Raw genomic sequence first — 24,115 nt, 5'->3', positions numbered from 1 at the left:
ACTGGAAAAACGCAATCGCGAGCAGGCTCACTCCTACAAGTGCCGTGGTGAGTGGAAGAGGTCATTTCAGCTCATTTGCACAGACAAACCGCAGCAAATGCCCGGTTTACAAGGCTCGACCGTCAACCCTGTCACAGAAGCGTCATCCGTCGCCCCTAGCTTGCCCTCTCAGTTGCCGGGCCGTTTGCCTGGCCTGACCGGACTCTTTGGGGGAGAACAATCATGTACCAGCGCAGCAGTCATCCGCGCAGCGGCACCGTCGGGCTCTTCAGTTTCGCCCTGACCGCATTGGCGATGGCGATGGCCAGTGAGCGCCTGCACGCCGCCGACGCCACCGCCAATGTCGAGCACGTCGAAGTCGTCGGCCAGGCCGCCAGCATTGACTCGGCGCTCAAGCAGCAGCGCCGTTCCGACAACATCGAAAGCGTGGTGCATGCCGACGGCGTGGCGCAGTTGCCGGACGAAAACGTCGCTGAAGCGGCGCAGCGTTTGCCGGGCATCAGCGTTGAACGTGATCAGGGCGAAGGGCGTTTTGTCAGCGTGCGCGGCCTGGGGCCGGACCTGAACAGCGTGACCATCAACGGCACGCTGGTGCCGTCGCCGGAAAGCGAACGCCGCGCCGTAGCCCTCGATGTGTTGCCCTCGGAGCTGGTGCAGTCGCTGTCGGTGATCAAAACCCTGACCCCGGACATGGACGCCAACTCGCTGGGTGGCACGGTCGACGTCAGAAGCCTCTCGGCCTTCGATCACAAAGGCCTGTTCTATACCGGCGGCACCGAAGCCAGCTACGACAAGAACAGCCACCAGACCAGCCCGAAATTTTCCGGCGCAATCAGTGACCGTTTCAGCCTCGGTGACGGCATCGACAACTTCGGTGTGGCTGCCGCGCTGAGCTGGCAAAAGCGCGATTTCGGTTCCGACAACGTCGAAACCGGCGGCGCCTGGGATTTCCAGCGCGGTGCGCAATTGGAAGAGTTCGAACAGCGTGACTACGACATCAGCCGCGAACGCACCGGCGGCGGTCTGAACTTCGATTACAAGCCCGACGACCTGAGCAGCTATTACCTGCGCACCCTCTACAGCCGCTACAAGGACAGCGAAACCCGCAACTCCACCAGCATCGAATTCGCCGAGCCGCAAGCCGCCGGCGTACTGGGCGATGCCGAAGGCTCACGCAAGCTCAAGCAGCGCGAAGAAACCCAGGAAATTCAGTCCTACGTGTTCGGCGGCGAACGCATGATCGGGCTGTGGACCCTCAGCGGCCAGGCCGGTTACAGCCGCTCCAGCGAAGACAGCCCCGGCCACATCGCCAATGCGGCGTTCGCGGGCAATGACGATTTCAGCGACAGCGGTTTCTACAGCAACGACAAGCCACGGCCGATCATTGGCCAAGGCTTCTACGACGCCAACAACTTCAGCCTCGACAAGGTCGACTGGGAAAAGCAGAACACCAAGGACACCGAGAAAAACCTGCGCCTGGATCTGGCCCGTGACTATGACTTGAGCGGCTATGCGTCTCAGGTCAAGCTCGGTGGCAAAGTCAGCCGCCGCAACAAGGACAACGACCTCGACGCGTGGGTCTACGAGGACTTCGATGACCTCGGCTTTAGCGACGATCAACTCAACCTCAGCCGCTTCGCCAAGGGCTCGGTGGATTATCGTCTCGGCCAGTTCGGGCCGGGTATCAGCGGCAGCGCGATCAAGAACCTGATCGGCGGTCTCAACCGCGACGACTTCTATGACGAGACCGAATCGACCGTTAACGACTTCAAGATGCGTGAGGACATCAACGCCGGCTACCTGATGAACACGATCGACATCGACGACTGGCGCTTCATCGCAGGTCTGCGTTACGAGGGCACCGAGTTCGAAGCCAAAGGCACTGGCGCCACTGACGGCGACTTCGAGGCCACCGAAACCAAGCGTCGTTACCACCACTGGCTGCCGGGCCTGCACGCACGCTATCAACTGGACAAAAACACCCAGGTTCGCGCGGCGTGGACAAAATCCGTGGTGCGCCCGACCTTCGGTCAACTGGCGCCGGGATTTGTCATCGATGACGATGAAGCGACGTTCGGCAACCCGGACCTCAAACCGCTGGAGTCGAGCAACCTCGACCTCGGTATCGAACACTACATGGGCCATGCCGGTACGGTGTCGGCGTTCGTGTTCTACAAAGACATCAAGAACTTCGTCTACAACACCGACCTGGCCGGCACGGGCGCCTGGGCCGATTTCTCCGAAGCGCACACCTTTGCCAACGGCGACAGCGCCAAACTCTATGGCCTGGAGTTGGCCTACTCACAGAAATTCGACTGGCTGCCGGCGCCGTGGAACGGCTTGCTGCTGGGTGCCAACACCACCTTCAGCCGCTCTGACGCCGAGATCGAAGGCTTCGACGCGGCCAGCGGGCGCAACCGCAAACGCAGCATTGATCTGCCGAGCCAGTCCGACACCGTGGGCAACCTGATGCTCGGCTGGGAGAACGACAAGGTCAGCCTGCGCCTGTCGGCCAACTACAAATCCGACTACCTCTACGAGTTGGCCTCGATCAACGACAAGGCCCACGACCTGCATGTCGATGCGCAAACCTTTGTCGATTTCAGCGCGCGCTATTCGCTGAGCAAAAACCTGCAACTGAGCTTCGAGGCGCAAAACCTCACTGACGAGCCGTACTTCGTATCCACCGGCCACCGCTCCTACAACGGCCAGTACGAAGAGTACGGCCCGACCTACAAGCTCGGCCTGACCTTCACTCATTTCTAAGCCTCGGAGGGCGGCCGGGTGCCGCCGTCGATCCATGCACGACAAGGATTCTGCCGGTTCATGAGTATTTCTCTGCGACATAAACATTGGCTGTTGGGCGCACTGATCGCGCTGGCTGCCGGCCAGACGCTGGCCGCCACACCAAGCCTGACGCTCACCCCTTGGGCGCCGAAACTGAAGCTTGAAGAACTGAGTTTTTTACCGGGTGACCTGCGCCTTGGCGTCAGTCCCGTCAACGGCCTGTTGTTACTTGATGACCAAGGCGCGGAGCTGGCGCACCTGAAGGGCTCTTTCAGCAGTCTGGACAGCCGCGCCGATGATCGCCGGGTGTGGGTGGCCAGCCTCGACAACGCCAACCAGCAGGCACTGGTGGTCGGACTTGATCCGGCCAAGCGCACCTGGGGCACGCCGCTGCATTTGCCCGCGCGGGATTTTGCGGTCAACGGCGTGTGCCTGTATCGCGATGACGCCGACAACTTGTTCGTGTTTCTGGTGGGCGAGGAGGGCAAGGGCGAGCAATGGCTGGTGGGCAATGGCGCGAAGCTGAACGCGCAGGCGCAACGGGTGCGCGGTTTGCCGCTGCCGCCGTCGGCGAAGTTCTGCCGGGTCGATGACGCCGCGCATCAATTGGTGGTCAACGAAGAAAATGTCGGCTGGTGGGCTTACCCGGCGCAGGCCGAAGGCGATGTTACGCGTTCGCCAGTGGCCATGCGCGAACCGTTCGGCCAGATCAAAGGCGAGGCGGGCGCCGTCGCGCTGGTGCCTGGCGGCATCGTCGGCCTCGATCCGAAAGCTGCGCAATTGCATCTGTTTCAGCAACAGGGTGAGCGCTGGACGGTGCAGGCAACGTTGCCTTTGTCGGGTCTGAAAGAGCCGGAAAATCTTGCCCTTCGCGAAACCGCCAAAGGCCTGCAAGTGTTGATCCGCGACGATGATGATGGCCGTGTCTATCAAGGCGACCTCGACTGGCGCGCGACACCGTTGGCATTGCCGCCAGTGCTGCCGAGCGTCGCGGCGCAAGTGCAGAGCGACCCGGTGGCACGTCAGGGCGATGCGGCGGACGATCCGGCGATTTGGGTGCATCCGCAGCAGCCATCCCTCAGCCGCGTGCTCGGCACCAACAAGAAGCAAGGTCTGCTGGTGTATGACCTGCAAGGCAAATTGGTGCAGGAGTTGCCGGTCGGGCGTTTGAACAACGTCGACGTGCGGCCGAACTTCAAACTCGGCGAGCAGACCGTCGATCTGGCGGTGGCCAGCCATCGCGATCACAACAGCCTCAGCCTGTTCGCCATCGACCGCCGCAGTGGCGAGTTGCGCGACATCGGCGAAGTGCCGACGCCGCTCAAAGACATCTACGGCATTTGCCTGTTCCAGCCCGCCAGCGGCGAGATCTATGCGATCGCCAACGACAAGGACGGCACCTTCCTGCAATACCGCCTCGGTGCGCCGAACGGCAAGGTACAGGGTGAGTTGGTGCGCCAGTTCAAGGTCGACAGCCAGCCCGAAGGGTGTGTCGCCGACGACCAGCGTCAGCGCCTGTTTCTCGGTGAGGAGGACGTCGGCGTCTGGGCCGTGGATGCCCGTGCCGATCAGCCAGCGACCCTCGCCAGTGTGATCAAGGTCGGTGGCCCGTTGCATGCCGATGTTGAAGGTCTGGCGCTGTATCAGAGCGCGGCGCGCGACTATCTGGTGGTATCCAGCCAGGGCAACGACAGCTATCTGGTGCTGGATGCCGAACCGCCATTCGCCGTGCGCGGTGCGTTCCGGGTTGGCCTCAACGCGGATGCAGGCATAGACGGTGCCTCGGAAACCGACGGTCTGGAAGTCGCTTCAGCCAACCTCGGCGGGCCGTGGAGCAAAGGCTTGCTGGTGTTGCAGGACGGCCGCAAGCGCATGCCCGAGCAAAGTCAGAACTTCAAGTTCGTGCCGTGGGATGAAGTCACCCAGACGCTGAAGTTGCCCTGATCTGTCATCAATCGGTCATTTGTTTTCCATCGAATAGCGACGCGGTCGACGTCTCTGGCGACGACCGCCATTGCCCACAAGGAGTTTCACCATGCAGGCCACACTCGAACACATGACAATCTGGGGGCTGATCAGCGATGCGAGCCTGTTGGTCAAGGCCGTGATGCTCATTCTGCTGCTGGCGTCGATGCTCAGTTGGTATCTGATCGTGCTGCGCAGTCGCGTACTGCGACAACGTGAGCGACGCCTGAATGATTTCGTCCAGCGTTTCCGCCACACCCCGGAGTTGTTGCCGCTGTATCGCGAGTCGGCGCAGGTGGCGGTGGCCGAGGCCGGGATCGAGCCGATCTTCAATGCCGGATTTGCCGAGTTCAATCACCTGAACCGGCACGCTGACGGCAACGCCGATGCGGTGCAGGAAGGCGTCGAACGCGCGCTGCACGTCGCCATCAGCGAGCAGGAAGTGCAACTGGAAAAGGGTTTGCAGTTTCTCGCCACGGTCGGTTCGGTCAGCCCTTACATCGGTCTGTTCGGCACCGTGTGGGGGATCATGAATTCGTTCCTCGGTTTGTCTCAGGTGCAACAAGCGACGCTGTCGACGGTGGCGCCGGGGATTGCCGAAGCGTTGATCGCCACGGCCATCGGCCTGTTCGCGGCGATCCCTGCGGTCATCGCCTACAACCGCTTTTCGGCACGCAGCCAGACTTTGCTCACCCGTTACTACGCCTTTGGCAACGAGCTGCAAGTGCGCCTGCATCGGCAATTGCACGGCTCGCCGTTGAACCTCGCCGCTGCGGCTTGAAAGGAGAAACACGATGCTAGTCAGGCCGCAACGCAAGCACGGGCCAAAGGCCGAAATGAACGTGGTGCCGTACATCGACGTGATGCTGGTACTGCTGGTGATTTTCATGGTCACCGCGCCGATGCTCACCCAAGGCGTGAAAGTCGAACTGCCGAAGATCGCCAGCGAAGCCCTGGCTACCGACACGCGCCAGCAAATCCTGACGTTGTCGGTGAAAGCCGAGGGTGGTTATTACTGGAATCTGGGCGGCGAACTCGACACCCAACATCAGACCGACAGTGCCGTGGCCCTTGATGAAATGCGCGCCAAGGTCGAGCAGATCGTCGCGCAGCGTGCTGACACGCAGGTGTACATCCGCGCCGACAAGGACGCCGGTTACGGCAGTGTTGTGGCGGCCATGGCGGCGTTGCAACAGGGTGGTGTCACTAACCTCGGGCTGGTGACCGAGGCCCCGCAATGACGGCGATGATCATGCACAGTCCTGCAACGATTTCAGCGCCGATGCCGCGCAACCCTTTCTGGCAACACAGCCTCGCGGCGACGCTGGCGGTGGCCTTGCACGTCGTGGTGCTAGTGCTGCTGATCAACGCCTGGTCGCCGCCGATCCCGCAGGTTCCGCCACCTCGGGTGCTGACCACGCAATTAGTGATGGTGGCACCGCCCGTCGCGCAACCTCCCGCGCCTGAACCGACGCCTGCACCGGTCATAGAGCCGGTGGCGGCGCCGGTCGAACCCGTCAAGCCAAAGGCCGAGCCAGCACCGCAAACGCAAAAAATCGAACAGGCGGCCTTGGCGCGCAAGCGAGTGGAAGAGCGCAAACGCGAGCAACTGGCCGAGCAACAACGCGAGCAAGCGCGCAAGCGTGAAGACGACGCCGCCCGGCAACGGCTGGCGCAGCAACAGGCTGCGCAGCAACAGGCCGCCCAGGCTCAACAGCAGGCGCAGCAGGCCGAACGTGCGCGCCAGCAAGCGCTGGCCGACAGCCGCCAATACCTGCCGCTGAGCAAAGAAGCGCCGGAGTATCCGGAGCGAGCACTGGATAAAAACATCGAAGGTGATTGCTCCGTGGAGTACACGGTCAACCCGCAAGGCCGGGTCGAAAACCCCAAGGTGCTGGACGGCTGCCATCCATTGTTTATTCGCCCATCGATGGCCGCGGCGCAAACCTTCCGTTATCAGCCGCGGATCATCGACGGCGTCGCCGTGTCAGTGCCGGCGGTGCGCAATACCTTTCACTATCGGATCAAGTGAATGCGGCGGCGCCACCGCGGTGACGCCAGTCCTCAACGATCAATACGCCCGCCAGTGCCCCGGTACCCAGCGCCATTGATTACCGGCCCAGCGGTGGTGACCGGCGACCCAGTGATAACCCGGTGCAGGCATGACCGGCACGACTTCCACCAGCGGCGGTGGCCGATGCGGCCGGGCCGGCGCGACGACGCAGCCGGACAGGGTGATGGCGACCAGCGTGGCGGCGAGCAGGGATTTAACGGCTTTCGACATGATGGTGTTCCCGCAAAGTGATCAGTGCAGGCGCGTGGCAATCAACGCACCCAGTGCCCTTCAACCCAGAACCAGTTCGGCCCTCGTGCCTGCCAGTGCCCCGGTTTCCAGTGCGCGTTGTACCGCACCGGTTGCCAGTGACCGGGCATCCACACATAACCACGTCCTTGCCAGCGCCAATGGCCCTGGTCCCAGACATAGCCGTGACGCGGGCCGGGCATCACTTCCATGCGCATTGGCGGTGGCGCTTGCTGGACGATCACCACTTGTTGGGCAAACACCGGGCCGCTGGCCAGCGCTGCGAGGGTCAACGGCACCAGCAGCCAGGTTTTTCGCCATTTGGACAGGGAACGCAAAACGCTCATGACAACTCCTCAAGGCCTGCGTCGGAAAGTGAACGCAGCTGAAGAATTGGATGCCAAATCCGCGAAAAATCCTGTTTGCCGTAGATGAAATTTTTTTCAGGCACAACCCTGCGGGAACGTAAGGGCTCGGCAACATTCGATTTGTCGTTGCCGATACAGGCGAAGTCAGCCCACAAGGTATGATGTCGCGGTTTTCCGCCGGAGGTCGCTCGTCATGCCACGCATCACCCACTACAAAACCCCATGCCCCGAAGGCGTCAACAGCCAGATTCTGCAGATGGTCGTCGACTACCTGACCGACATCAGCGCCGTGGGCCTTGGCCCGAGCAATCTGCTGTACAACGTCTATCAGTACGCGGTCGGCTATGAGGTGCATCTGTATCTGGAAGCGTTGAATGGCGAGAAGGGCACTGATGTGGAATTGCTGGTTGCCACCGATGACGACGACCCGGAGCAAGTCATCGGTTTCCTGTTGTACCTGCCGGTGCAGGGCGATTGGGAGGCGTGCAGCGTCGCTTACATGGCGGTGCGCGAAGGGCATCGGCGTCAGGGCGTGGCGCGGGCAATGATCGCTGAAATGGTCGGGCTTTATCCCCACGCCGAACTGGCCTGCACTGTCGGCAAAGTCCCGTATTTCGAGGCACTGGGCTTTGAGGTGATCGGCCAGCGCGAGACGCAAGTGCTGATGAGTACGCGGCATTACCGCAGCAACGGCTTGCATGGGTTCATCGACACCATGCCGATCTACCGTTCGCTGGAGGTGCAGCAGATCCACACCTATCTGCTACAGAAAAACGGCAAGCGCGCCATGCTCGATGCCGAGAAGCAGCGCGACAGGCATCTCGATCAAACCGCCCGTCACACCGAGGTATTTGTCCGCCAACGGCTGACCGTTCACTGATCAGCCATAGGCATCCCGAAAGCCCTTGTTGCGAGTCCGGCAGCAGGGGCTTTTTTGTGGCCGCAGTGTTCAGGCAAGTTTCACGTTCATGGTGATCCGCGCCGTGAACACGTGTTTGCCCTCGGTATCGTGAATGTCCACGGTGACGATCTTGTCGCCTTCGCTCTGCCAATCGATGCCGTCGCCAGTGGCCACGGCCGTTACATCGGTTTTCGCCTTGGCCAGGTATTCCACGGTCATGCCTTTGGGAATCCAGCGGGCGCCGGCTGGGATCGAGACGTCAGTCATCATCCCGGCCGCGAGTTCCGCCGCGTTGCACATGGCGATCGCATGCACAGTGCCCAAATGATTGGTGATCTCGCGGCGAAACGGCACTTGCACTGTCGCGGCATTCGCGCGCAACTCGGTCACCAGCGGGTTGATGCTGCTGAAGTACGGCGCAACCTGGCAGGCCATCTGGCTGAAGGCCTGAGGGCCTGCGCTATTGAACATGCTGAGAAACTGGCTCATGGAGAAACCTCAATGGAAGCGTTTTACGGAATTATGTTCCTTTACAGAATATAGTTCTGTAGCGGAACGGTATTCTGTCTGTGGGAAATCTGTCAACCTAGGCGTGTTTTTGCCATAGGCACGGCGTGCCTTTTCAACTCCATATTTCAGGCTTGAGCCGCATGGACAACGCAGATTTACTTGAACGCAGCTACCCGGGCCGCCGGGCCGAACTCAAGCGCGATATTTTTCGCAAGGCCCTGAGCCTGTTCAACGAGCAGGGCATCGAAGCCACCACCATCGACATGATCCGCGCCGAATGCGATACCAGCGTCGGTGCGATCTACCACCATTTCGGCAACAAGGAAGGCCTGGTGGCGGCGCTGTTTTTTACCGCCCTTGAGGATCAGGCGCGCCTGCGTGACGCCTATCTGGACGCGGCAAACACCACGGAAGAGGGCGTGCAGGCGCTGGTGTTCAGCTATGTCGATTGGGTCGAGCGCCAACCGGAATGGGCGCGGTTTCAGTACCACGCGCGGTTTGCCGTGACCAAGGGCCCGTTCAAGGAAGAATTGGCCGAGCGCAACAAGACGCGCAATGTGCGTCTGCGTGAGTGGCTGGCCGAGTCCGGGCGCGCCGCTGAACTCAAGGCGCTGCCTGCCGAACTGTTGCCGTCGCTGATCATCGGCCAGGCCGACAGTTATTGCCGAGCCTGGTTGGCAGGAAGGGTGAAGGGCAGTCCAACGGCGTATCGCGAGTTGTTGGCGCAAGCGGCGTGGCAGTCTATTCGCAGTGACAACGAACCTTAGCGCTGATTGACGCAGACAAAAAAAGAGCCGCAAAGCTCTTTGATGGGGAGGAAGTGGAGCCCGTGAGGCTCAAGCGCCGGGGGGCTCAAGTTCCAATAGTCGCGCGGGCGGCCGCTCTTTCGACCAGCGCAATGATCGTTGCGAAAAGCTCGTTGCTGGCTTCTTCGGCGCTGATTTCGCGGTTGGCTGCCGCATGGGAAAGCGCTTCGGCGGCGCCGAGCATTGCCCGCAGTCCCGCTTGGGTGATCTGCCCGCCACTGGCAAAAGGCGCAAGAACGCTCCGACACTTTTCAAGGAAGATCGCCTCGTACTCACGCTTGATCTTCTCAAGTTCCGGCGTGCTGGCCAGCGCGGCAATCACCCCGGGAATTTCGTTGCCTTGCAGCAATACGCAATCGACATACGCACTTGCGATCACTGACGCGGTGCCGACCAACGACGGCTCGCAGTTAGCAATAGCGGCATCCATCACCACGGTCTGACGGGCATCGAAATCCCGGTACAGCGCCGCCAGCAATCCTGCACGCGTGACGAAGTGGTCGTAGACCACCGGCTTGGTCACGCCAGCCTTCTCGGCCAAGTAACCGAGGGTCAGGGCATCGGTGCCTTCGACTCGGATGATCTGCCAGGCAACGTCGAGCAACTGGCGCAGGCGGTCTTCACGGGACAGGCGCCGGCGCGGTTGGGCGGGGGAATTCTCTTCGGACATTTCGTGGGTTGACATCGCTATATACCAAACGTAACTTACTTTCCGTAACTTACCAAGAGTATATAAGCCTTGGTCTGTCTTCACCAACAGGAGATTTCCCATGCACGCATTGATTGTTATCGCGCATCACGATCCGCGCTCATTGACTCATGGCGTGGCGGCGCAGATCGCCGAAGGCCTGACACTGGCTGATCCTGCCAACACCGTCGAATTCGCCGACCTATACGCTGAAGGCTTCGAACCACGCTTCGGCGCTGCGGATTTTGCCGTGCATCACCGCGAGGCTCAGCCGCCTGCAGATGTGCTGGCCGAACAGACACGCATTGATCGCGCCGACACATTGGTGCTGGTGTACCCGGTGTATTGGTGGTCGATGCCGGCGCTGCTCAAGGGCTGGATCGACCGGGTTTTCAGCAATGGCTGGGCGTTTGATTTCGGCGGTGACCTCAGCCATGTGAAGCTGCTTCAGCGCATGCGCGTGCATCTGGTCCAACTCGCCGGGGCGGACGCGCGCACCTATGAGCGCCATGGCTATGGCGCGGCGATGAAGGCGCAGATCGAACACGGGATTTTCAATTACAGCGGGGCGACGGTGCTGAGTTCGACGTTGCTGCCGGAGTCGGAGTTGCGTGATCCCGGGCAGCAACTGAATGTCGCTCGAGAGCTCGGCACCCAAATGGCCAAGTAACACCTGTAGGAGCTGCCGAAGGCTCGGGCCGCGATCGGACGATCTTTTGATCTTGTTTTTTAGAATCAAAATCAAAAGATCGCAGCCTTCGGCAGCTCCTACAGAGTCGATCAATCTGGCATCGAGCGAATGATGTCGGCCAGATCATCCTTGGTTATTTCATTGGCTTTGATAGCGGCGGCGATGTCTTTTTTGGAAAGCGGGAAACGCTTGAAAATGTCTTTCAAATTGTCCGCATCAACATTGGCCAACCAGAGCGGATCAATAAAGGAACCGCCATACTCAGGTTTCATCGGTACGTCTTCGTGGGCAATAGCACCTTTGTGGTTGAGATACACCACATAACGATCATGCCCTTCAGGAAAACTTTTATCGTGATATAGCGTGGTACCCAGAGGCAGGACATAGTAATTCTCGTCGCCATTTGGACCTTCGATCATCAACGGTTCTTTCGTTTTATCATTTTCATATCGTGGCGGTTCGAAATATCGCCAAGCATCAGAAAAGCCATAAAGATCGCACTGACCGATAGAACTGCCACCACCCACAGACTAAGTTGCCTGTTCGTAAAAAATTTCCTTATCACTTTGCGCCTCGGTATTCCCTTCGAGCATGGCTGGTAAATCAGCGGGCATGAAAACGCTTGCGGTGTATTGATCATGCCGACGCTCTGCGTAGGAATGATCGAAAACAGATTATCCATGCAGTTTGCGGATTGATATAAAAAACGCGACCCCTGATTTTGGGTCGCGTTTTCCTGGATTGGCTTGGAAAAACTGTGGTGAGGGAGTTGCCTAAGGTTGCACTTCTACGTGATCGAGGGCCTGGTTGACGGCCAGTTCACCCAGCATCACGATTTGGGCGATGCCCAGAGCGGTTTTGCGATGTGAGGGCGGTAGTGAAGCGGCGAAGTTGTTGAGCATTTCGCTGGCCGAGCCGAGGGTTTCGCTGGCGTTGGCCAGCAGGGATTCGGTGTTGTACCTGGGGTTGGCGAAGTACATGGACTCCGGCTCGTTGGCGCTGGACATGATGCCGGCACCGGGATTGAGGTAGTAATCAAGGGCGCGGTCGGCGGCTTCGTGGAGTTTTTTGCTGTCGACTGAGGCGTAGGGGGATGTGGTGTCGGTGGTGGCTTTTGATTCTGGCGGGTTGGGTGTTGGTTTTTTCATGGTGTTCTTCTCTCTCTAAGCTGTGGAGCTGGTCCATTCGGCTTCCGGTCGAATGGGTGGCAGCTGTACGCAAGGCTGGAAACCCGGGGAGCAGAGAAACCCGGACGACCCGAAGGTCCCCCACGCACAGCCGCCATAACAAAGTGCACACCAAAAAGGTGCGCAATCATACGTCATGAATGGCGCTTTTGCGTTCTGCAGTCCCACGGGGTTTCCAGTCCCGGTCGCTGAATTGGCAGCGACGAGCACAGGCTAGAGACCTGACGTCCGACGGACAACCTGAAAACATTGTGGGAAGGTTCTGCAAATTCGAAACAACCTTTAAACATCCCGAATTGAAATACGCAGGAAGCTGCGGTGGGTTGCGATCTTTTGATCTGGTTTTTAAAGGGGCAAGATCAAAAGATCGTCCGATCGCGGCCCGAGCCTGCGGCAGCTCCTACAGGGGATATTGTTGTGTCAGTGAGTGCGTTGGAAGACCAGGGCTTTCAGGCCGCTTTCAGGATCTATGTCAGGAAACTCCGGCGGGTTCTCCAACCGCTGCTCGAAGCGCAGACTCGGCGCTTCCTGCGTCACGCCATCAATCAAGAAGTCTGAACCGAACGCCGGGTCATTCATGCACGCCAGCACCACACCGTCAGCAGTCAGCAGTTCCGGCAAACGGCGCAGCACGCGCTGGTAATCCTTGGTCAGCAGAAAACTGCCTTTCTGGAACGACGGCGGGTCGATGATCACCAGGTCATACGGGCCGCTGCTGATCACCTTGCCCCAGGACTTGAACAGGTCGTGGCCAAGGAAGCTGACTTTGTTCAGGTCATGCCCGTTCAACCGATGATTGTCGCGTCCACGGCTCAACGCTGCGCGCGACATGTCCAGGTTGACCACATGGCTGGCGCCCCCCTCGATAGCCGCGACGGAAAAACCGCAGGTGTAGGCAAACAGGTTCAGCACGCGCTTGCCGTCTGCCTGTTCGCGCACCCAATTGCGCCCGTAACGCATGTCAAGAAACAGCCCGGCGTTCTGCTTGCGACCGAGATCGACGCGGTATTGCAAGCCGCCTTCGACGACGGTCATTTCGTCGATCTCTTCACCGACCAGCCATTGTGCGGTGCTCTGCGGCAGGTAACGGTGCTGGATTAACAGGGTATGCGCGCCGGCCTGTTGCCACTCATTCGAACCACTGATGTCCAGCAGCAAGCGCTTGAGGTCTTCAAGCTGTTCAGGCGCCGGCTCCTTGAACAACGACACCAGCACCACGCCTTGCAGCCAGTCCACGGTCAACTGCTCCAGCCCCGGCCAGCAACGTCCGCGGCCGTGGAACAGGCGGCGGGTCTCGCTCGGTGCCGCCGCGAGCGCGGGCAGCAAATGGGCGTGGAGGGTGGCGAGGGCTTCAGGGTTCATCGGTCACGGTCGGCAAGCAAAAGGGCGGGCATTTTAACCACAATTACGCCCTCGCGAACGCCTGTCGCCAATGGACAAAAACGACTATTCGGAAAACACCTGTATCAAAAATGAATTTCTGCAGAACCCGCCGCTCATACCAGATAAGCAGCGGATTCAAGCCGCTAAATCGTTAATGCAATTCAGGGAGTGCAGTTCCATGTGCCCAACACCGACGGCGGACACGCACCTTCCTGACGGATTGATTCTGGTGGTTGAGGATGATCCGTTGATTCTGGAGTTTCTCTGCGAAATTCTTCAGGAGGAAGGTTTCAGGGTTGCGCCGCAGACCAGTGCTGACGCCGCATCGCAATATTTGGAGGAGCATGCGCCGGAAGTGGCGTTGCTGCTGACCGATATCACCATGCCCGGCACCCTCAATGGTGCGGATCTGGCCAATCTGGTTGGCGACCGCTGGCCGGACAAACCGGTGATGGTCATGTCCGGCTATGAAACGCCGGAGACGTCCGGGGTCAAGTACCCCGTGGCGTTTATCAAAAAGCCCTGGGCCATTGGTCAATTGCTCGACTGTGTGGACAGCGCGTTCAAGTCCAAGGCGCCGCGCCTGCACTGAGACGCTGGGTGGTGCGGCCGGGCAATGCTACATTGCCCGGCCAACCTGCCTGCCATTGCCAGAGGATGCGACCCTTTGTCTGCTCACGATTGTGTTTTTGACCGCGCGTTCGGCGCGTTCCTGTTCGACATGGACGGCACCGTCCTCAATTCCATCGCCGCCGCCGAGCGGATCTGGTCAGCCTGGGCCGTGCGGCATGGCGTGGACGTCGAATCGTTTTTGCCGACCATTCATGGCGCGCGGGCCATCGACACCATCAATCGCCTGAACTTGCCGGGAGTGAATGCCGAAGAACAAGCGGCGTTCATCACCGAGGCGGAAATCGGCGACGTTGAAGGCATTGTCGAGATTCCCGGTGCGGCAGCGTTTCTCAAGCGCCTGCCCGCCGAGCGCTGGGCCATGGTCACCTCGGCGCCGCGGGATCTGGCCTTGCGGCGGATGGCAGCGGCGGGCATTCCCGAGCCTGCGGTGATGATCACTGCCGAGGATGTGAAGGCCGGCAAACCCGATCCGTCCGGTTATATTCTGGCCGCCAAACGCCTGGGACTTGAGCCGCGCGACTGCCTGATTTTCGAAGACGCTGCCGTCGGCATTCAGGCCGCCGAAGCCGCCGGCGCGCCGCTGATGATCATCACCACGACGCACCAGCATCCACTCGAAACGTCGCATGCGACATTGGCCAGTTACGAGGCGATCAGCGTCAAAGTCGACAGCGCCGGTCAGCTTCACCTGCACAAGGCCTGACACACCACGATTGCTGTGGGGTAGATCGTGACCGACGATCAGGCCCCACGGCGCCCGCGCCAACTCGGGCTATCATAGGATCAGCCTTTTTGTGCCTGCGGAGCCTCATGATGATCAACCTGGCCACTGCCCACCTGTTTGCTGATTACAAATCCTGGGCCAATCAACGCCTGTTCGACAGCCTCCAAGCACTGCCTCCTGAGGAAATCACCAAGGAGCGCAAAACGATCTTCAAGAACCTGATCGGCACCTTGAACCACATCTACGTGGTTGACCGCATCTGGCAGGCGCACCTTGAGGGGCGAGACCATGGCTTTCAGTCTTCCCATGATCTGGTGCACGCCGATCTCGGCGAATTGCGCCAGGCCCAGCAGGACGTCGATCGCTGGTATAGCACCTGGAGCCAGCAACAGACCGAGGCTTCACTCAATCGCGAGATCGATTTCAAGTTCGTCTCCGGCGACGGCGGCAGCATGAACGCCGGGGCGATTTTCCTGCATGTGATCAACCACAACAGCTATCACCGTGGCTGGGTGATCCAGATGTATTTCGAGATTCCGCAGATGCCGCCGATGACCGATCTGCCGGTTTATCTGCGCGAGGTCGACCCGAATTTCAAAGCGTTCAGTGCGCCTCCAGCGGCAGCGGAGCCGACATGTGATGGGCAATCAGCGAGCGCAACCAACGTTCCGCAGGGTCGTTGTCGTTAACACCGTTCCAGACCATCGACAGCTCCGAGGGGACGATGTCGAACGGCGGGTCGTCGGCACGCAAACCGTTGCTGCCTTCAACCAGTGCACACGCCGCAAAGTCCGGCACGGTGGCGAGCATGTCGGTGCCGGCGAGAATCGCCCGTAACCCGGCGAATTGCGGCACCGCCAGCACCACGCGACGGCTGCGATTGACCCGCGCCAGATCGTTGTCGATGGCCCCGCCCAGGTCCCCGGAAAACGACACCAGCGCATGCGGGCGCTCGCAGTAATCGTCGAGGGTCAGCGCACCGGGACGGTCGTCGGCACGGAGGATCTTGCAGCGTAAATCGCGCAGCTTTTTCCGCTTGGCGTTGGCCGGCAGTTCGGTGGTGTAACTGACGCCCACGGAGATTTCCCCGGTGGCGAGCATTGACGACATCAACAGAAAATTCACCCGGCGGATCACCACCACCACGTTCGGTGCTTCTTCGCGCAGCTGTTTGAGCAGCGGCGGCAGCAGGCCGAATTCCGCGTCGTCGGACAGACCGATGCGAAACACGTCACGGCTGGCCAGCGGGTCGAAATCCTTGGCGCGGCTGACGGCACCCGAGATGGTGTCCATCGCCGGTTGCAGCTCCTTGAGGATCGCCAGCGCCCGTTGCGTGGGTTCGAGGGTGCGGCCGTTGCGCACCAGCAGCGGATCGTCGAACAGATCGCGCAGACGGGCGAGGGAAGCGCTGACCGCCGGTTGGCCGAGGAACAGTTTTTCCCCGGCGCGGGTCAGGTTCTTTTCGAACATCAGCGTTTCGAAAATCAGCAACAGGTTCATGTCGACGCGGCGCAGGTCGTTACGGTTCATGCCCAAAGCCTCCGATGTGCGGATTCTTCAGTGTAGTGAAACCAGTCATTCCTGAAGTCAGGGGGCGGTGCCTGTCAGCACTTTGCGAAACGTCTCCACCAACGGCCGCAAATTGATCCGGTGCCACGCCGCCCACAGCGGTGTAGTAAACGCCAGCCACGGCACCTCGCGCAGCACCACCCCCGGTGGGGCGTTATGGCTCAAACCCTTCTGGATCATGGCAATCCCCAACCCCGACGCCACCAGCCCCAGTGCGGTAAACGGCTCGGTCGCCTGCATCCGCACATCCGGGGTAAAGCCTGCACGGATGCACGCGCTGACGAACTCATCGCTCGCATCCTGCCGTGGCTGCACGCCGATCCATTCCTGATCGGCCAGATCCTCTGGACTCAATGAGACCTTGCCAGCTAACGGATGCTGTTCCGGCAACGCCAACAGCATCGGATCATCGAGTACCTGAAATCCGAGCAGATCCGGATCGTCATCGGTCGGCGGCTCACTCACCAAGGCAATATCGAGACTACGCTGTCGCAAGCCTTCCAGTTGCTCGGCGGAACTGAGGTTGTACAGCGCGACATGTACGTTCGGCCGGTCCACCCGCAGCACGCGCAAGGCATTGGGCAGGACGCCGGCGTGCATGGCGTTTTCGATGTAGCCGATGCACAACCCGCCTTCTTCGCCCCGGCCCAGTCGCTTGCCGAGGGATTCCAGGCGATTGGCGTGGGTCAGCAGGGCGCGGGTTTCAGCGAGGAAGGTCTGGCCATCGCGGGTCAGACGAATGCGTTGCTGGCTGCGCTCGAACAGCGTCAGGCCCAGGCGCTCTTCGAGCTGGGCGATCTGCCGGCTCAGCGGTGACTGGGAAATATGCAGCCGCTCGGCAGCACGGCCGACGTGCTCTTCCTCGGCGACGGCGACGAAGTAGCGCAATTGGCGAATGTCGATCATGTCAGACCTCTAGGGACTCAAGTGATGCGCATTATGTCTTGGACGGTCTCGGTGTCGCAATCTAGGATCTGCTCAACGGTCACGCAGACCACGCAACGAATGAGGACAATCCAATGAGCTTGAAAGACAAACTGCCCGGCCAACTGGGCTTCGGCACCGCCCCACTGGGCAACATGTTCCGCGCCATCCCCGAAGCAGAAGCGCAGGCCACCGTGCATGCCGCGTGGGATGCCGGTGTGCGCTACTTCGACACCGCGCCGTTCTACGGCTCGGGTTTGTCGGAGATCCGCCTCGGTGAAGCACTGAAACAATACAAGCGCGACGACTATGTGCTGAGCAGCAAGGTCGGCCGGGTGATTCTCGATGAAGTCGAAGACGCCGCTGCCCGCGATCTGGGCGAGAAGAGCGGGGTGTTCGAACACGGTCGCCCGAACAAGATCGTCAACGACTACAGCGCCGACGCGACCCTGCGTTCAATCGAGGACAGCCTCAATCGCCTGCAAACCGACCGTCTCGACATCGTGTGGGTGCACGACATTGCTCAGGACTTCTACGGCGATCAATGGCTGGAATATTTCAATCAGGCCCGCACCGGCGCGTTCAAAGTGCTGACCCGTTTGCGTGAAGAAGGCGTGATCAAGGGCTGGGGCCTGGGCGTGAACAAGGTCGAGCCGTGCGAGTTGACGCTGGATCTGACCGAGGCGCAGCCGGATGGCTTCCTGCTCGCGGGGCGCTACACGCTGCTCGACCACGAACGTCCATTGCAACGCCTGATGGAGGCGGCGCTGGCGCAAAACGTTGAAATCGTCGTTGGCGGCCCTTACAGCTCAGGAATTCTGGCTGGCGGTGCGCACTTCGAATACCAGAAGGCCAACCCTGAAATCGTCGCCCGGGTTGAACAGATCAAACGCATCGCTGCGGCTTACAACGTCGATGTGAAAGCCGCTGCCCTGCAATTTTCGCTGGCTCATCCAGCGGTTGCAGCGGTGATTCCCGGTGCGAGCAAGCCGGGTCGCATCGCCGAAGACGTGGCCGCACTGTCGGCGACCATTCCTGCTGGTTTCTGGCAGGCCATGCGTGACGCAAAACTGGTGTCCGAACGTGCACCATTGCCAATCGATGAGGTGAAAGCATGAAGATTGATCTGAGTGGAAAACTCGCCATTGTCAGCGGCAGCACCGCTGGTATCGGTTTGGGCATCAGCCAGTCGCTGGCTGAATCCGGCGCTACGGTGGTGGTGATCGGCCGCGACACGGCCAAGGTCGAGCAGGCACTGGCGAGCATTCGCCAGAAGGTGCCTGGCGCCCAGTTGCGCGGTTTGACGGCGGATCTGGGCACCGCCGAAGGCGCGGAGAAACTCTTCGCCGCAGAACCGAAAGCCGACATTCTGGTGAATAACCTCGGCATCTTTAATGACGTCGACTTCTTCGACGCGCCGGACAGCGAGTGGGCGCGCTTCTATGAGGTCAACGTGATTTCCGGTGTGCGTCTGTCGCGGCATTATGTGCCGGTGATGGTCGAGCAGGGCTGGGGCCGGGTGATTTTCCTGTCTTCGGAATCCGGGGTGGCGACGCCGGCCGACATGATCAATTATGGCGTGACCAAAAGCGCCAATCTGGCGGTGTCCCATGGCTTGGCCAAACGTCTGGCTGGCACCGGCGTGACGGTCAATGCGATTCTGCCGGGGCCGACCTTCACCGATGGTCTGGAGGAGATGCTCAAGGACGCCGCTGCCGAGTCCGGCCGCAACCTGCGTGACGAGGCCGACGCCTTTGTGCGCAAGGCGCGTCCGACCTCGATCATCCAGCGTGTGGCCGATGTCGAAGAGGTCGCACATCTGGTGACCTACATCGCTTCACCGCTGTCCTCGGCCACGACCGGCGCCGCTTTGCGGGTCGACGGTGGTGTGGTCGACAGCCTGACAATCTGAATTCCTTACGAGAGACGTTTTTATGGCAACTGCATCCGCAACCATCGATATCCCGGCTTCGGCCGATCAGGTCTGGCAATTGATCGGCGGCTTCAACACGCTGCCGGACTGGCTGCCGTTCATTCCCAACAGCGAACTCAGCGACGGCGGGCGTGTACGCACCCTGCAAACCGCCGATGGCGCCGTGGTGATTGAACGTCTGCAAACGTTCGACAATGCCGCCAGGACCTACGGCTATTCGATTGAACAGGCACCGTTCCCGGCCACCGATTATCTGGCGACGATCAAGGTTGAAGCCCAAGGGCAGGGGGCACGGGTCACGTGGTCGGGGCGTTTCACCGCCAAAGGTGTGAGCGATGAGGAAGTGGTGGCGTTGTTCAGCGGCATCTACCAGGGCGGCCTAGAGGCCCTTCGGGCCAATTACCCGGCCTGAAGAACGCCACAATCCAATGTAGGAGCGAGCCTGTTCGCGATGGCGCATGGTCAGTCGATATCTTCTTTGACTGATACACCGTTATCGCGAGCAGGCTCACTCCTACAGGGATTGCATTCCAAGGAGCGGTCAGGTGTTGGCGATCAGGCTCTGCCGACAATCCAGCACCAGTTTCGCCCCACCCAAGTCACTGCTGCGCACTTCCAGGCTGAAGCCGTGCAAGCTGACAATCGCCGCGACAATCGACAATCCCAGGCCAAAACCACCTTGCGGCTGCCCGCCCTCGGCACGATAGAAACGCTGGAACACCGCCTCGCGTTCGGCTTCGGGAATCCCCGGGCCTGAGTCGTGTACTTCAATCCGCGTGTGCCCGGCATCATTCACCCCACGCAAAATCACCGTGCCGCCGGCGGGCGTGAATTTGATCGAGTTGCTCAGCAGATTCGCCAAGGCCTCGAACAACAACGCCCGATCACCATTGAGCGGCGGCAAGGTCTCCGGCATGTTCAGTTCGAAGCGCAGTTCGCCTTCCTCGGCCAGCGGCAGGTAAAACTCGTGAAGTTCTTCGAGCAGCAACACGGGGTCCAGTTCGACAAACCCTGAACGGCGCTGACGATCCTCCAGCTCGGAAATCCGCAACAACCCCCGAAACCGCGCCATCAGCGTATCCGCCTCGGCCAGCACCAGATCCAGTTGCGCGGCTTCCTGCGAACCTTCACCGGCCTGTTGCTGCATGCGATACAACTGCGCGCGCAAGCGGGTCAGCGGGGTACGCAGATCATGGGCGATGTTGTCGCAGACGCCTTTGACCTCATTCATCAGGCGCTCGATGCGCTCCAGCATCGCGTTGACGATGGCGGCGAGCATGTCCAGCTCATCGCGGCGGTTGGATAGCGGCAAACGCTGGGTCAGGTCGCCGGCCACAATGGCTTGCGCGCGATCCTGAATCGCACGAATGCGCCGCAACGGGCGGCGCCGCAGCAAGTGCCAACCGGCGATCCCCGGAAGAATTGTCAGCGACACGCCCCAGAACAACGCATGCAAAATGATCCGCGTCACGGCGAACAGCGAGCCGTTATCGCGCAGCAGCACCAGCCAGCGACCATCGCGGGTTTGCGTCGCGACAGCATCGCAGCTGTCGGCGGGCAGGGTCGGATCATCGGAGTCGGCGCATTCGGAAAGCATGTGGATCTTGCCGTCCAGCGGCAGGCCTTCCGGCAGTTGTTGCAAGGCGCCGCCGAGGTAGCGGCCCTCGGCGTCGAACAGACCGTAAGCGTCGATGCCGCGAATATCGAAGGTCATGCTCGCGGCGAGCGCTTCATCGAGTTGCTGGCCGCGAAAGTGCGAAAACAGGTGCTGACGTTGCATCAGCGAATGTTTGGCGAGGTTGTCGAGGTAGCCGGAAACCTCGTAGTACATGACTCCCATGAGGATCGCGCTCCACGCTACGAACAGCGAACTGTACAGCGCCAGCAAGCGGCTGCTGGAGGAGCGCCAGCCGTCAGACGGGTTCGGCAATGACATAACCCGAGCCCCGTACCGTGCGGATCAGCGGAACGTTGCCCGCCGCGTCGATCTTCTTGCGCAAACGGCCGATGTGCACGTCGATCAGGTTGGTGCCGGGGTCGAAGTGATAACCCCAGACTTCTTCGAAAATCATCATCCGCGACAGAATCTGTCCGCTGTTGCGCATCAGGAATTCCAGCAATTTGTATTCGGTCGGCAGCAGCGTCAGCACCTGCTCGGCGCGACGTGCTTCGTGGCTGATCAGATCCAGCTCAAGATCCGCCACCCGCAACGTCGTCGCTTGAGTGGCGCCGCTGTTCTGCCGGCGCAGCAACACTTCGACCCGCGCGGCCATCTCGTCGGTGGCGAAGGGTTTGGTCAGGTAGTCGTCGCCACCGGCACGCAAGCCGCGCACGCGCTCGTCGACATCGGAGAGGGCGCTGATCATCAGGATCGGCGTCGCCACGCCCATGGTGCGCAGGGTGGTGACGATGGCCAGACCATCGAGCTCCGGCAACATGCGGTCGAGGGTGATCAGGTCGTAGTTGCCGCTCACGGCGCGGTCGAGGCCTTCGCGGCCATTGTCGACCCAGTCAACGTCGAGGCCGTGGCTGCTGAGTTCGGCGACGATTTCCCGGGCGGTCACGGCGTCGTCTTCGATGGTCAATATGCGAGTCATAGGGCAGGCCTTGATCGGTTCAAACGGAATGGCAGCATTTTGCCAAGAATTTTCCGCGGCGCTTTAAATTAACTTTCATCTTCGGGCTATGGCACACGCAAATGTCGACGCCTGCTGCAATCGATGCCAATGCATAAAACCCGCTGAAATCGGCTGCACTTTGCAAATTGCAACGTCCTAAGAAGTTCATCTTTTATAAATCATTGAAATTTAATGAATTGTTTAATTCTGGCAACTGGCACGGTCGCTGCAATTCGTAGTGTGACGAGTTGTAACACCATTTTTCATGCCTGGAGCACTACAACAATGAATAGATCCTCTGATGGGTTTTATCCTGCCTACGAAGGAGAGTCGAGCAACGTCTCAGGCGTGTCCTGGGGTGCGATCTTCGCCGGTGCGGCGGCGGCCGCCGCACTGTCGATGATTTTGGTGCTGCTCGGCTTCGGTTTGGGATTCTCTGCGGTTTCACCATGGGCCGGTGAGGGCATCAGCGCCAAGGGCTTGGGTATTACGACGATTGTCTGGCTGGCGGCGACGCAAATCATTGCTTCCGGTCTGGGTGGCTATATTGCAGGTCGCCTGCGAGTGAAATGGGCGAACATGCACGGTGACGAAGTGTATTTCCGCGACACCGCTCATGGGTTCCTGGCGTGGTGCGTGGCCACACTGGTGACCGCGATTCTGGTGGTCGGTTCGGTCAGCAGCGTAATCAGCGGTGGCGTTCAGGCCGGTGCCAGTGTGGTCGGTGGTGCGGCAAGCGCCGTGACCCAAGCGGCCGGAAATGCAGCGGCGAACACTGACAGCAACCAGTACGGTTATTACATCGACAACCTGTTCCGCGATGACCGTCCAGCTTCTGTCAGTGATGACGCTGCACATGGCGCAGTGGCGCGAATCTTTACCCAAAGCCTGGCCAACGGTCAGCTCAGCGCCGAAGACCGCACCTACCTCGCGCAACTGGTAGCGCAACGTACCAACCTGAGTCAGGCCGACGCTGAGCGTCGTGTCGACGAAGTGTATGCCCGCACCCAGAAAGCCATCGCCGACGCCAAACTGAAAGCCCAGCAAGCTGCCGATACTGCCGCCAAAGTTGCAGCCTTGACCTCGTTGTGGATGTTCATCGCGCTGCTGGCCGGTGCCTTCTTCGCCAGTCTCGCGGCAACCTACGGCGGTCGTCGTCGGGATGCGGTCGAGTACGTTGAAGTCGATACCTACACCACTACCACCACTGTGCCTCCAGTCCGTTAAAAAGGGAGAATCACCATGCGCTCATTACTGCTGTTTTTCCTCGGCATACCGATCCCGATCATTATTCTGATCGCCCTGTTCGTGCACTGATTGCTCTATTGGGGCTTTTGCCTCGGCCGCTACCACCCTCGGGTGGTAGCGGCTTTTTGCTTTCTGCGGGGCCAGCGGCGAGAATCGCCAGCGAAAGTGGATTGGCCGCTTTCAGTGTTATTTAAGGATGAGCACGTTGGACAAGAAGGAAATCAAGCGGCAACTGATCGAGATGCTCGACGCCGGCCGCTCCAAGACCGAAACCTTCAAGGCACTCTCGGGTGGGAAGGTCAAGGATCGAGTATTGGCTGCATGGATTGGTGGCCGGCCTGACCCCGCTCTCAGAGAGCGCCATTCACTCAAAGTCACGATTCTGGTCGTGCTGACCTGTATTCAGGCATTGATCGGCGCATTTGCCGGATTTTTCCTGTTTTATGAAGTCAGTGCCGGCATGGCACTGACGATCATGCTGTTGGCGGGCGGTATTCCTTTGCTGTTCGCGTGGGGCTTCTACAAGAACATCGCTGCGGTTTACACCGTCTATGTGATCCTGACGATCAGCCAGCTCTCGCGCATGTTCAAGGGCTATGAAGAGGACCCGGTGTCGACCCTGATCGGTGTTGGCATCACCCTGGCGATAGTGGGCTACGCGGCTTGGCTGAAAACACTGTTGTTCCCTGACCTGGGTTTCATTGGCGCAAAAAAGATCAAAGGCCAGTTCGTTTTCTCCAACTGATCGTTTAACAATCCGACTGTTTCACTGGCCTGGATCAATATTTCCGTTGGCGCTATCACCTAACGTAAATGTTCCAGGCCTTTGCTGAGGTATGAACTACAGTGCTTCTCGCGCACCTTGTTGCGCTGACGAA

General features: G+C 60.0%; 27 protein-coding genes. 16 read left to right on the top strand and 11 right to left on the bottom strand.

Going from position 1 to position 24,115, the window contains the following annotated elements; genetic code table 11:
* The first annotated feature begins 222 nt into the window (after positions 1-222).
* The 5 genes from IAI51_RS10510 to IAI51_RS10490 all read left to right on the top strand — a co-directional run bounded on the left by IAI51_RS10510 (position 223) and on the right by IAI51_RS10490 (position 6,784).
* Positions 223-2,766 carry a TonB-dependent receptor gene (locus tag IAI51_RS10510; RefSeq protein ID WP_187678420.1) on the top strand — a complete coding sequence of 848 codons (2,544 nt, stop codon included), beginning with the start codon at positions 223-225 and terminating at the stop codon, positions 2,764-2,766.
* A 60-nt stretch (positions 2,767-2,826) separates the two neighbouring features.
* Positions 2,827-4,731 (top strand): phytase, encoded by a 1,905-nt coding sequence (locus IAI51_RS10505; protein WP_187678419.1) that lies wholly within the window; start codon positions 2,827-2,829, stop codon positions 4,729-4,731.
* Positions 4,732-4,822: 91 nt separating this feature from the next.
* Positions 4,823-5,533, top strand: coding sequence for a protein TolQ (gene tolQ, locus IAI51_RS10500; protein WP_187678418.1), 711 nt, complete (start codon positions 4,823-4,825; stop codon positions 5,531-5,533).
* 13 nt (positions 5,534-5,546) lie between these two features.
* On the top strand, positions 5,547-5,993 hold the full coding sequence (gene tolR / locus IAI51_RS10495; RefSeq protein ID WP_187678417.1) for a protein TolR: 447 nt from the start codon (positions 5,547-5,549) through the stop codon (positions 5,991-5,993).
* Positions 5,990-6,784: an energy transducer TonB gene (locus IAI51_RS10490; protein WP_187678416.1), complete on the top strand. Its 795-nt coding sequence runs from the start codon at positions 5,990-5,992 to the stop codon at positions 6,782-6,784. The genes tolR and IAI51_RS10490 overlap by 4 nt, the downstream gene beginning before the upstream one ends.
* Before the next feature lie 39 nt (positions 6,785-6,823).
* Here IAI51_RS10490 and IAI51_RS10485 read toward each other — a convergent pair whose 3' ends face one another.
* Both IAI51_RS10485 and IAI51_RS10480 read right to left on the bottom strand, forming a co-directional pair.
* Positions 6,824-7,036, bottom strand: coding sequence for a YXWGXW repeat-containing protein (locus tag IAI51_RS10485; protein WP_187678415.1), 213 nt, complete (start codon positions 7,034-7,036; stop codon positions 6,824-6,826).
* A 41-nt stretch (positions 7,037-7,077) separates the two neighbouring features.
* Positions 7,078-7,401 (bottom strand): YXWGXW repeat-containing protein, encoded by a 324-nt coding sequence (locus IAI51_RS10480; protein WP_187678414.1) that lies wholly within the window; start codon positions 7,399-7,401, stop codon positions 7,078-7,080.
* Positions 7,402-7,615: 214 nt separating this feature from the next.
* Here IAI51_RS10480 and IAI51_RS10475 point away from each other — a divergent pair, with 214 nt between their 5' ends.
* A complete protein-coding gene (locus tag IAI51_RS10475; protein WP_187678413.1) occupies positions 7,616-8,302 on the top strand; it encodes a GNAT family N-acetyltransferase in 687 nt (228 codons plus the stop codon).
* A gap of 69 nt (positions 8,303-8,371) precedes the next feature.
* Here the strand turns inward: IAI51_RS10475 and IAI51_RS10470 are convergent, their stop codons facing one another.
* The gene (locus tag IAI51_RS10470; protein ID WP_187678412.1) at positions 8,372-8,812 is read right to left on the bottom strand and encodes a hotdog fold domain-containing protein; all 441 of its coding nucleotides are present in this window, start codon (positions 8,810-8,812) and stop codon (positions 8,372-8,374) included.
* Between the two features lie 161 nt (positions 8,813-8,973).
* Here IAI51_RS10470 and IAI51_RS10465 point away from each other — a divergent pair, with 161 nt between their 5' ends.
* Complete coding sequence (locus tag IAI51_RS10465; RefSeq protein ID WP_187678411.1) at positions 8,974-9,600, top strand: TetR/AcrR family transcriptional regulator; 627 nt, start codon at positions 8,974-8,976, stop codon at positions 9,598-9,600.
* An 85-nt stretch (positions 9,601-9,685) separates the two neighbouring features.
* On the opposite strand, the gene IAI51_RS10460 is transcribed toward IAI51_RS10465, so the two are convergent.
* Positions 9,686-10,324: a TetR/AcrR family transcriptional regulator gene (locus IAI51_RS10460; RefSeq protein ID WP_187678410.1), complete on the bottom strand. Its 639-nt coding sequence runs from the start codon at positions 10,322-10,324 to the stop codon at positions 9,686-9,688.
* 85 nt (positions 10,325-10,409) lie between these two features.
* Here IAI51_RS10460 and IAI51_RS10455 point away from each other — a divergent pair, with 85 nt between their 5' ends.
* On the top strand, positions 10,410-10,997 hold the full coding sequence (locus tag IAI51_RS10455) for an NAD(P)H-dependent oxidoreductase (protein ID WP_187678409.1): 588 nt from the start codon (positions 10,410-10,412) through the stop codon (positions 10,995-10,997).
* Positions 10,998-11,107: 110 nt separating this feature from the next.
* Here the strand turns inward: IAI51_RS10455 and IAI51_RS10450 are convergent, their stop codons facing one another.
* From IAI51_RS10450 to IAI51_RS10440, 3 genes are all read right to left on the bottom strand, one after another.
* The gene (locus IAI51_RS10450; RefSeq protein WP_316249761.1) at positions 11,108-11,545 is read right to left on the bottom strand and encodes a hypothetical protein; all 438 of its coding nucleotides are present in this window, start codon (positions 11,543-11,545) and stop codon (positions 11,108-11,110) included.
* A 246-nt stretch (positions 11,546-11,791) separates the two neighbouring features.
* Positions 11,792-12,166, bottom strand: a complete 375-nt coding sequence (locus IAI51_RS10445) for a DUF6124 family protein (RefSeq protein WP_187678408.1) — start codon at positions 12,164-12,166, stop codon at positions 11,792-11,794.
* A 459-nt stretch (positions 12,167-12,625) separates the two neighbouring features.
* Positions 12,626-13,567 carry a class I SAM-dependent methyltransferase gene (locus tag IAI51_RS10440; protein WP_187678407.1) on the bottom strand — a complete coding sequence of 314 codons (942 nt, stop codon included), beginning with the start codon at positions 13,565-13,567 and terminating at the stop codon, positions 12,626-12,628.
* Between the two features lie 199 nt (positions 13,568-13,766).
* Between IAI51_RS10440 and IAI51_RS10435 the strand changes: the two genes are divergently transcribed.
* From IAI51_RS10435 to IAI51_RS10425, 3 genes are all read left to right on the top strand, one after another.
* On the top strand, positions 13,767-14,180 hold the full coding sequence (locus IAI51_RS10435) for a response regulator (protein WP_187678406.1): 414 nt from the start codon (positions 13,767-13,769) through the stop codon (positions 14,178-14,180).
* Between the two features lie 75 nt (positions 14,181-14,255).
* Complete coding sequence (locus IAI51_RS10430) at positions 14,256-14,924, top strand: HAD family hydrolase (RefSeq protein ID WP_187678405.1); 669 nt, start codon at positions 14,256-14,258, stop codon at positions 14,922-14,924.
* A gap of 110 nt (positions 14,925-15,034) precedes the next feature.
* Positions 15,035-15,634, top strand: a complete 600-nt coding sequence (locus tag IAI51_RS10425) for a DinB family protein (protein WP_187678491.1) — start codon at positions 15,035-15,037, stop codon at positions 15,632-15,634.
* On the opposite strand, the gene IAI51_RS10420 is transcribed toward IAI51_RS10425, so the two are convergent.
* Together IAI51_RS10420 and IAI51_RS10415 are read right to left on the bottom strand one after the other, a co-directional pair.
* Positions 15,549-16,475 carry a LysR substrate-binding domain-containing protein gene (locus tag IAI51_RS10420; RefSeq protein WP_187678404.1) on the bottom strand — a complete coding sequence of 309 codons (927 nt, stop codon included), beginning with the start codon at positions 16,473-16,475 and terminating at the stop codon, positions 15,549-15,551. The genes IAI51_RS10425 and IAI51_RS10420 overlap by 86 nt on opposite strands.
* A gap of 57 nt (positions 16,476-16,532) precedes the next feature.
* Positions 16,533-17,420: a LysR substrate-binding domain-containing protein gene (locus tag IAI51_RS10415; RefSeq protein ID WP_187678403.1), complete on the bottom strand. Its 888-nt coding sequence runs from the start codon at positions 17,418-17,420 to the stop codon at positions 16,533-16,535.
* A gap of 113 nt (positions 17,421-17,533) precedes the next feature.
* Here IAI51_RS10415 and IAI51_RS10410 point away from each other — a divergent pair, with 113 nt between their 5' ends.
* Genes IAI51_RS10410 through IAI51_RS10400 form a run of 3 tightly spaced genes read left to right on the top strand, consistent with a single transcriptional unit; the run spans position 17,534 to position 19,783 of the window.
* Positions 17,534-18,556, top strand: coding sequence for an aldo/keto reductase (locus IAI51_RS10410; protein ID WP_187678402.1), 1,023 nt, complete (start codon positions 17,534-17,536; stop codon positions 18,554-18,556).
* Positions 18,553-19,350: an SDR family NAD(P)-dependent oxidoreductase gene (locus IAI51_RS10405; protein ID WP_187678401.1), complete on the top strand. Its 798-nt coding sequence runs from the start codon at positions 18,553-18,555 to the stop codon at positions 19,348-19,350. Before IAI51_RS10410 ends, IAI51_RS10405 begins: the two co-directional genes overlap by 4 nt.
* A 22-nt stretch (positions 19,351-19,372) precedes the next feature.
* Positions 19,373-19,783 carry an SRPBCC family protein gene (locus IAI51_RS10400; protein WP_187678400.1) on the top strand — a complete coding sequence of 137 codons (411 nt, stop codon included), beginning with the start codon at positions 19,373-19,375 and terminating at the stop codon, positions 19,781-19,783.
* A gap of 129 nt (positions 19,784-19,912) precedes the next feature.
* Here IAI51_RS10400 and IAI51_RS10395 read toward each other — a convergent pair whose 3' ends face one another.
* Entirely contained in the window at positions 19,913-21,307 is a 1,395-nt protein-coding gene (locus IAI51_RS10395; RefSeq protein ID WP_187678399.1) for a sensor histidine kinase, read from the bottom strand.
* Positions 21,285-21,968 (bottom strand): response regulator transcription factor, encoded by a 684-nt coding sequence (locus IAI51_RS10390; RefSeq protein WP_187678398.1) that lies wholly within the window; start codon positions 21,966-21,968, stop codon positions 21,285-21,287. The genes IAI51_RS10395 and IAI51_RS10390 overlap by 23 nt, the downstream gene beginning before the upstream one ends.
* 306 nt (positions 21,969-22,274) lie before the next feature.
* On the opposite strand from IAI51_RS10390, the gene IAI51_RS10385 reads away from it, so the two are divergent.
* Together IAI51_RS10385 and IAI51_RS10380 are read left to right on the top strand one after the other, a co-directional pair.
* A complete protein-coding gene (locus IAI51_RS10385) occupies positions 22,275-23,216 on the top strand; it encodes a hypothetical protein (RefSeq protein WP_187678397.1) in 942 nt (313 codons plus the stop codon).
* 226 nt (positions 23,217-23,442) lie between these two features.
* A complete protein-coding gene (locus IAI51_RS10380; RefSeq protein WP_187678396.1) occupies positions 23,443-23,982 on the top strand; it encodes a hypothetical protein in 540 nt (179 codons plus the stop codon).
* The last annotated feature ends 133 nt before the right edge of the window (positions 23,983-24,115 follow it).

The organism is Pseudomonas sp. N40(2020) (assembly GCF_014472415.1).
GTDB lineage: Bacteria > Pseudomonadota > Gammaproteobacteria > Pseudomonadales > Pseudomonadaceae > Aquipseudomonas.
Note: the sequence above shows the minus strand (reverse complement) of the source record. Positions and strands in the feature narration are given on the sequence as shown.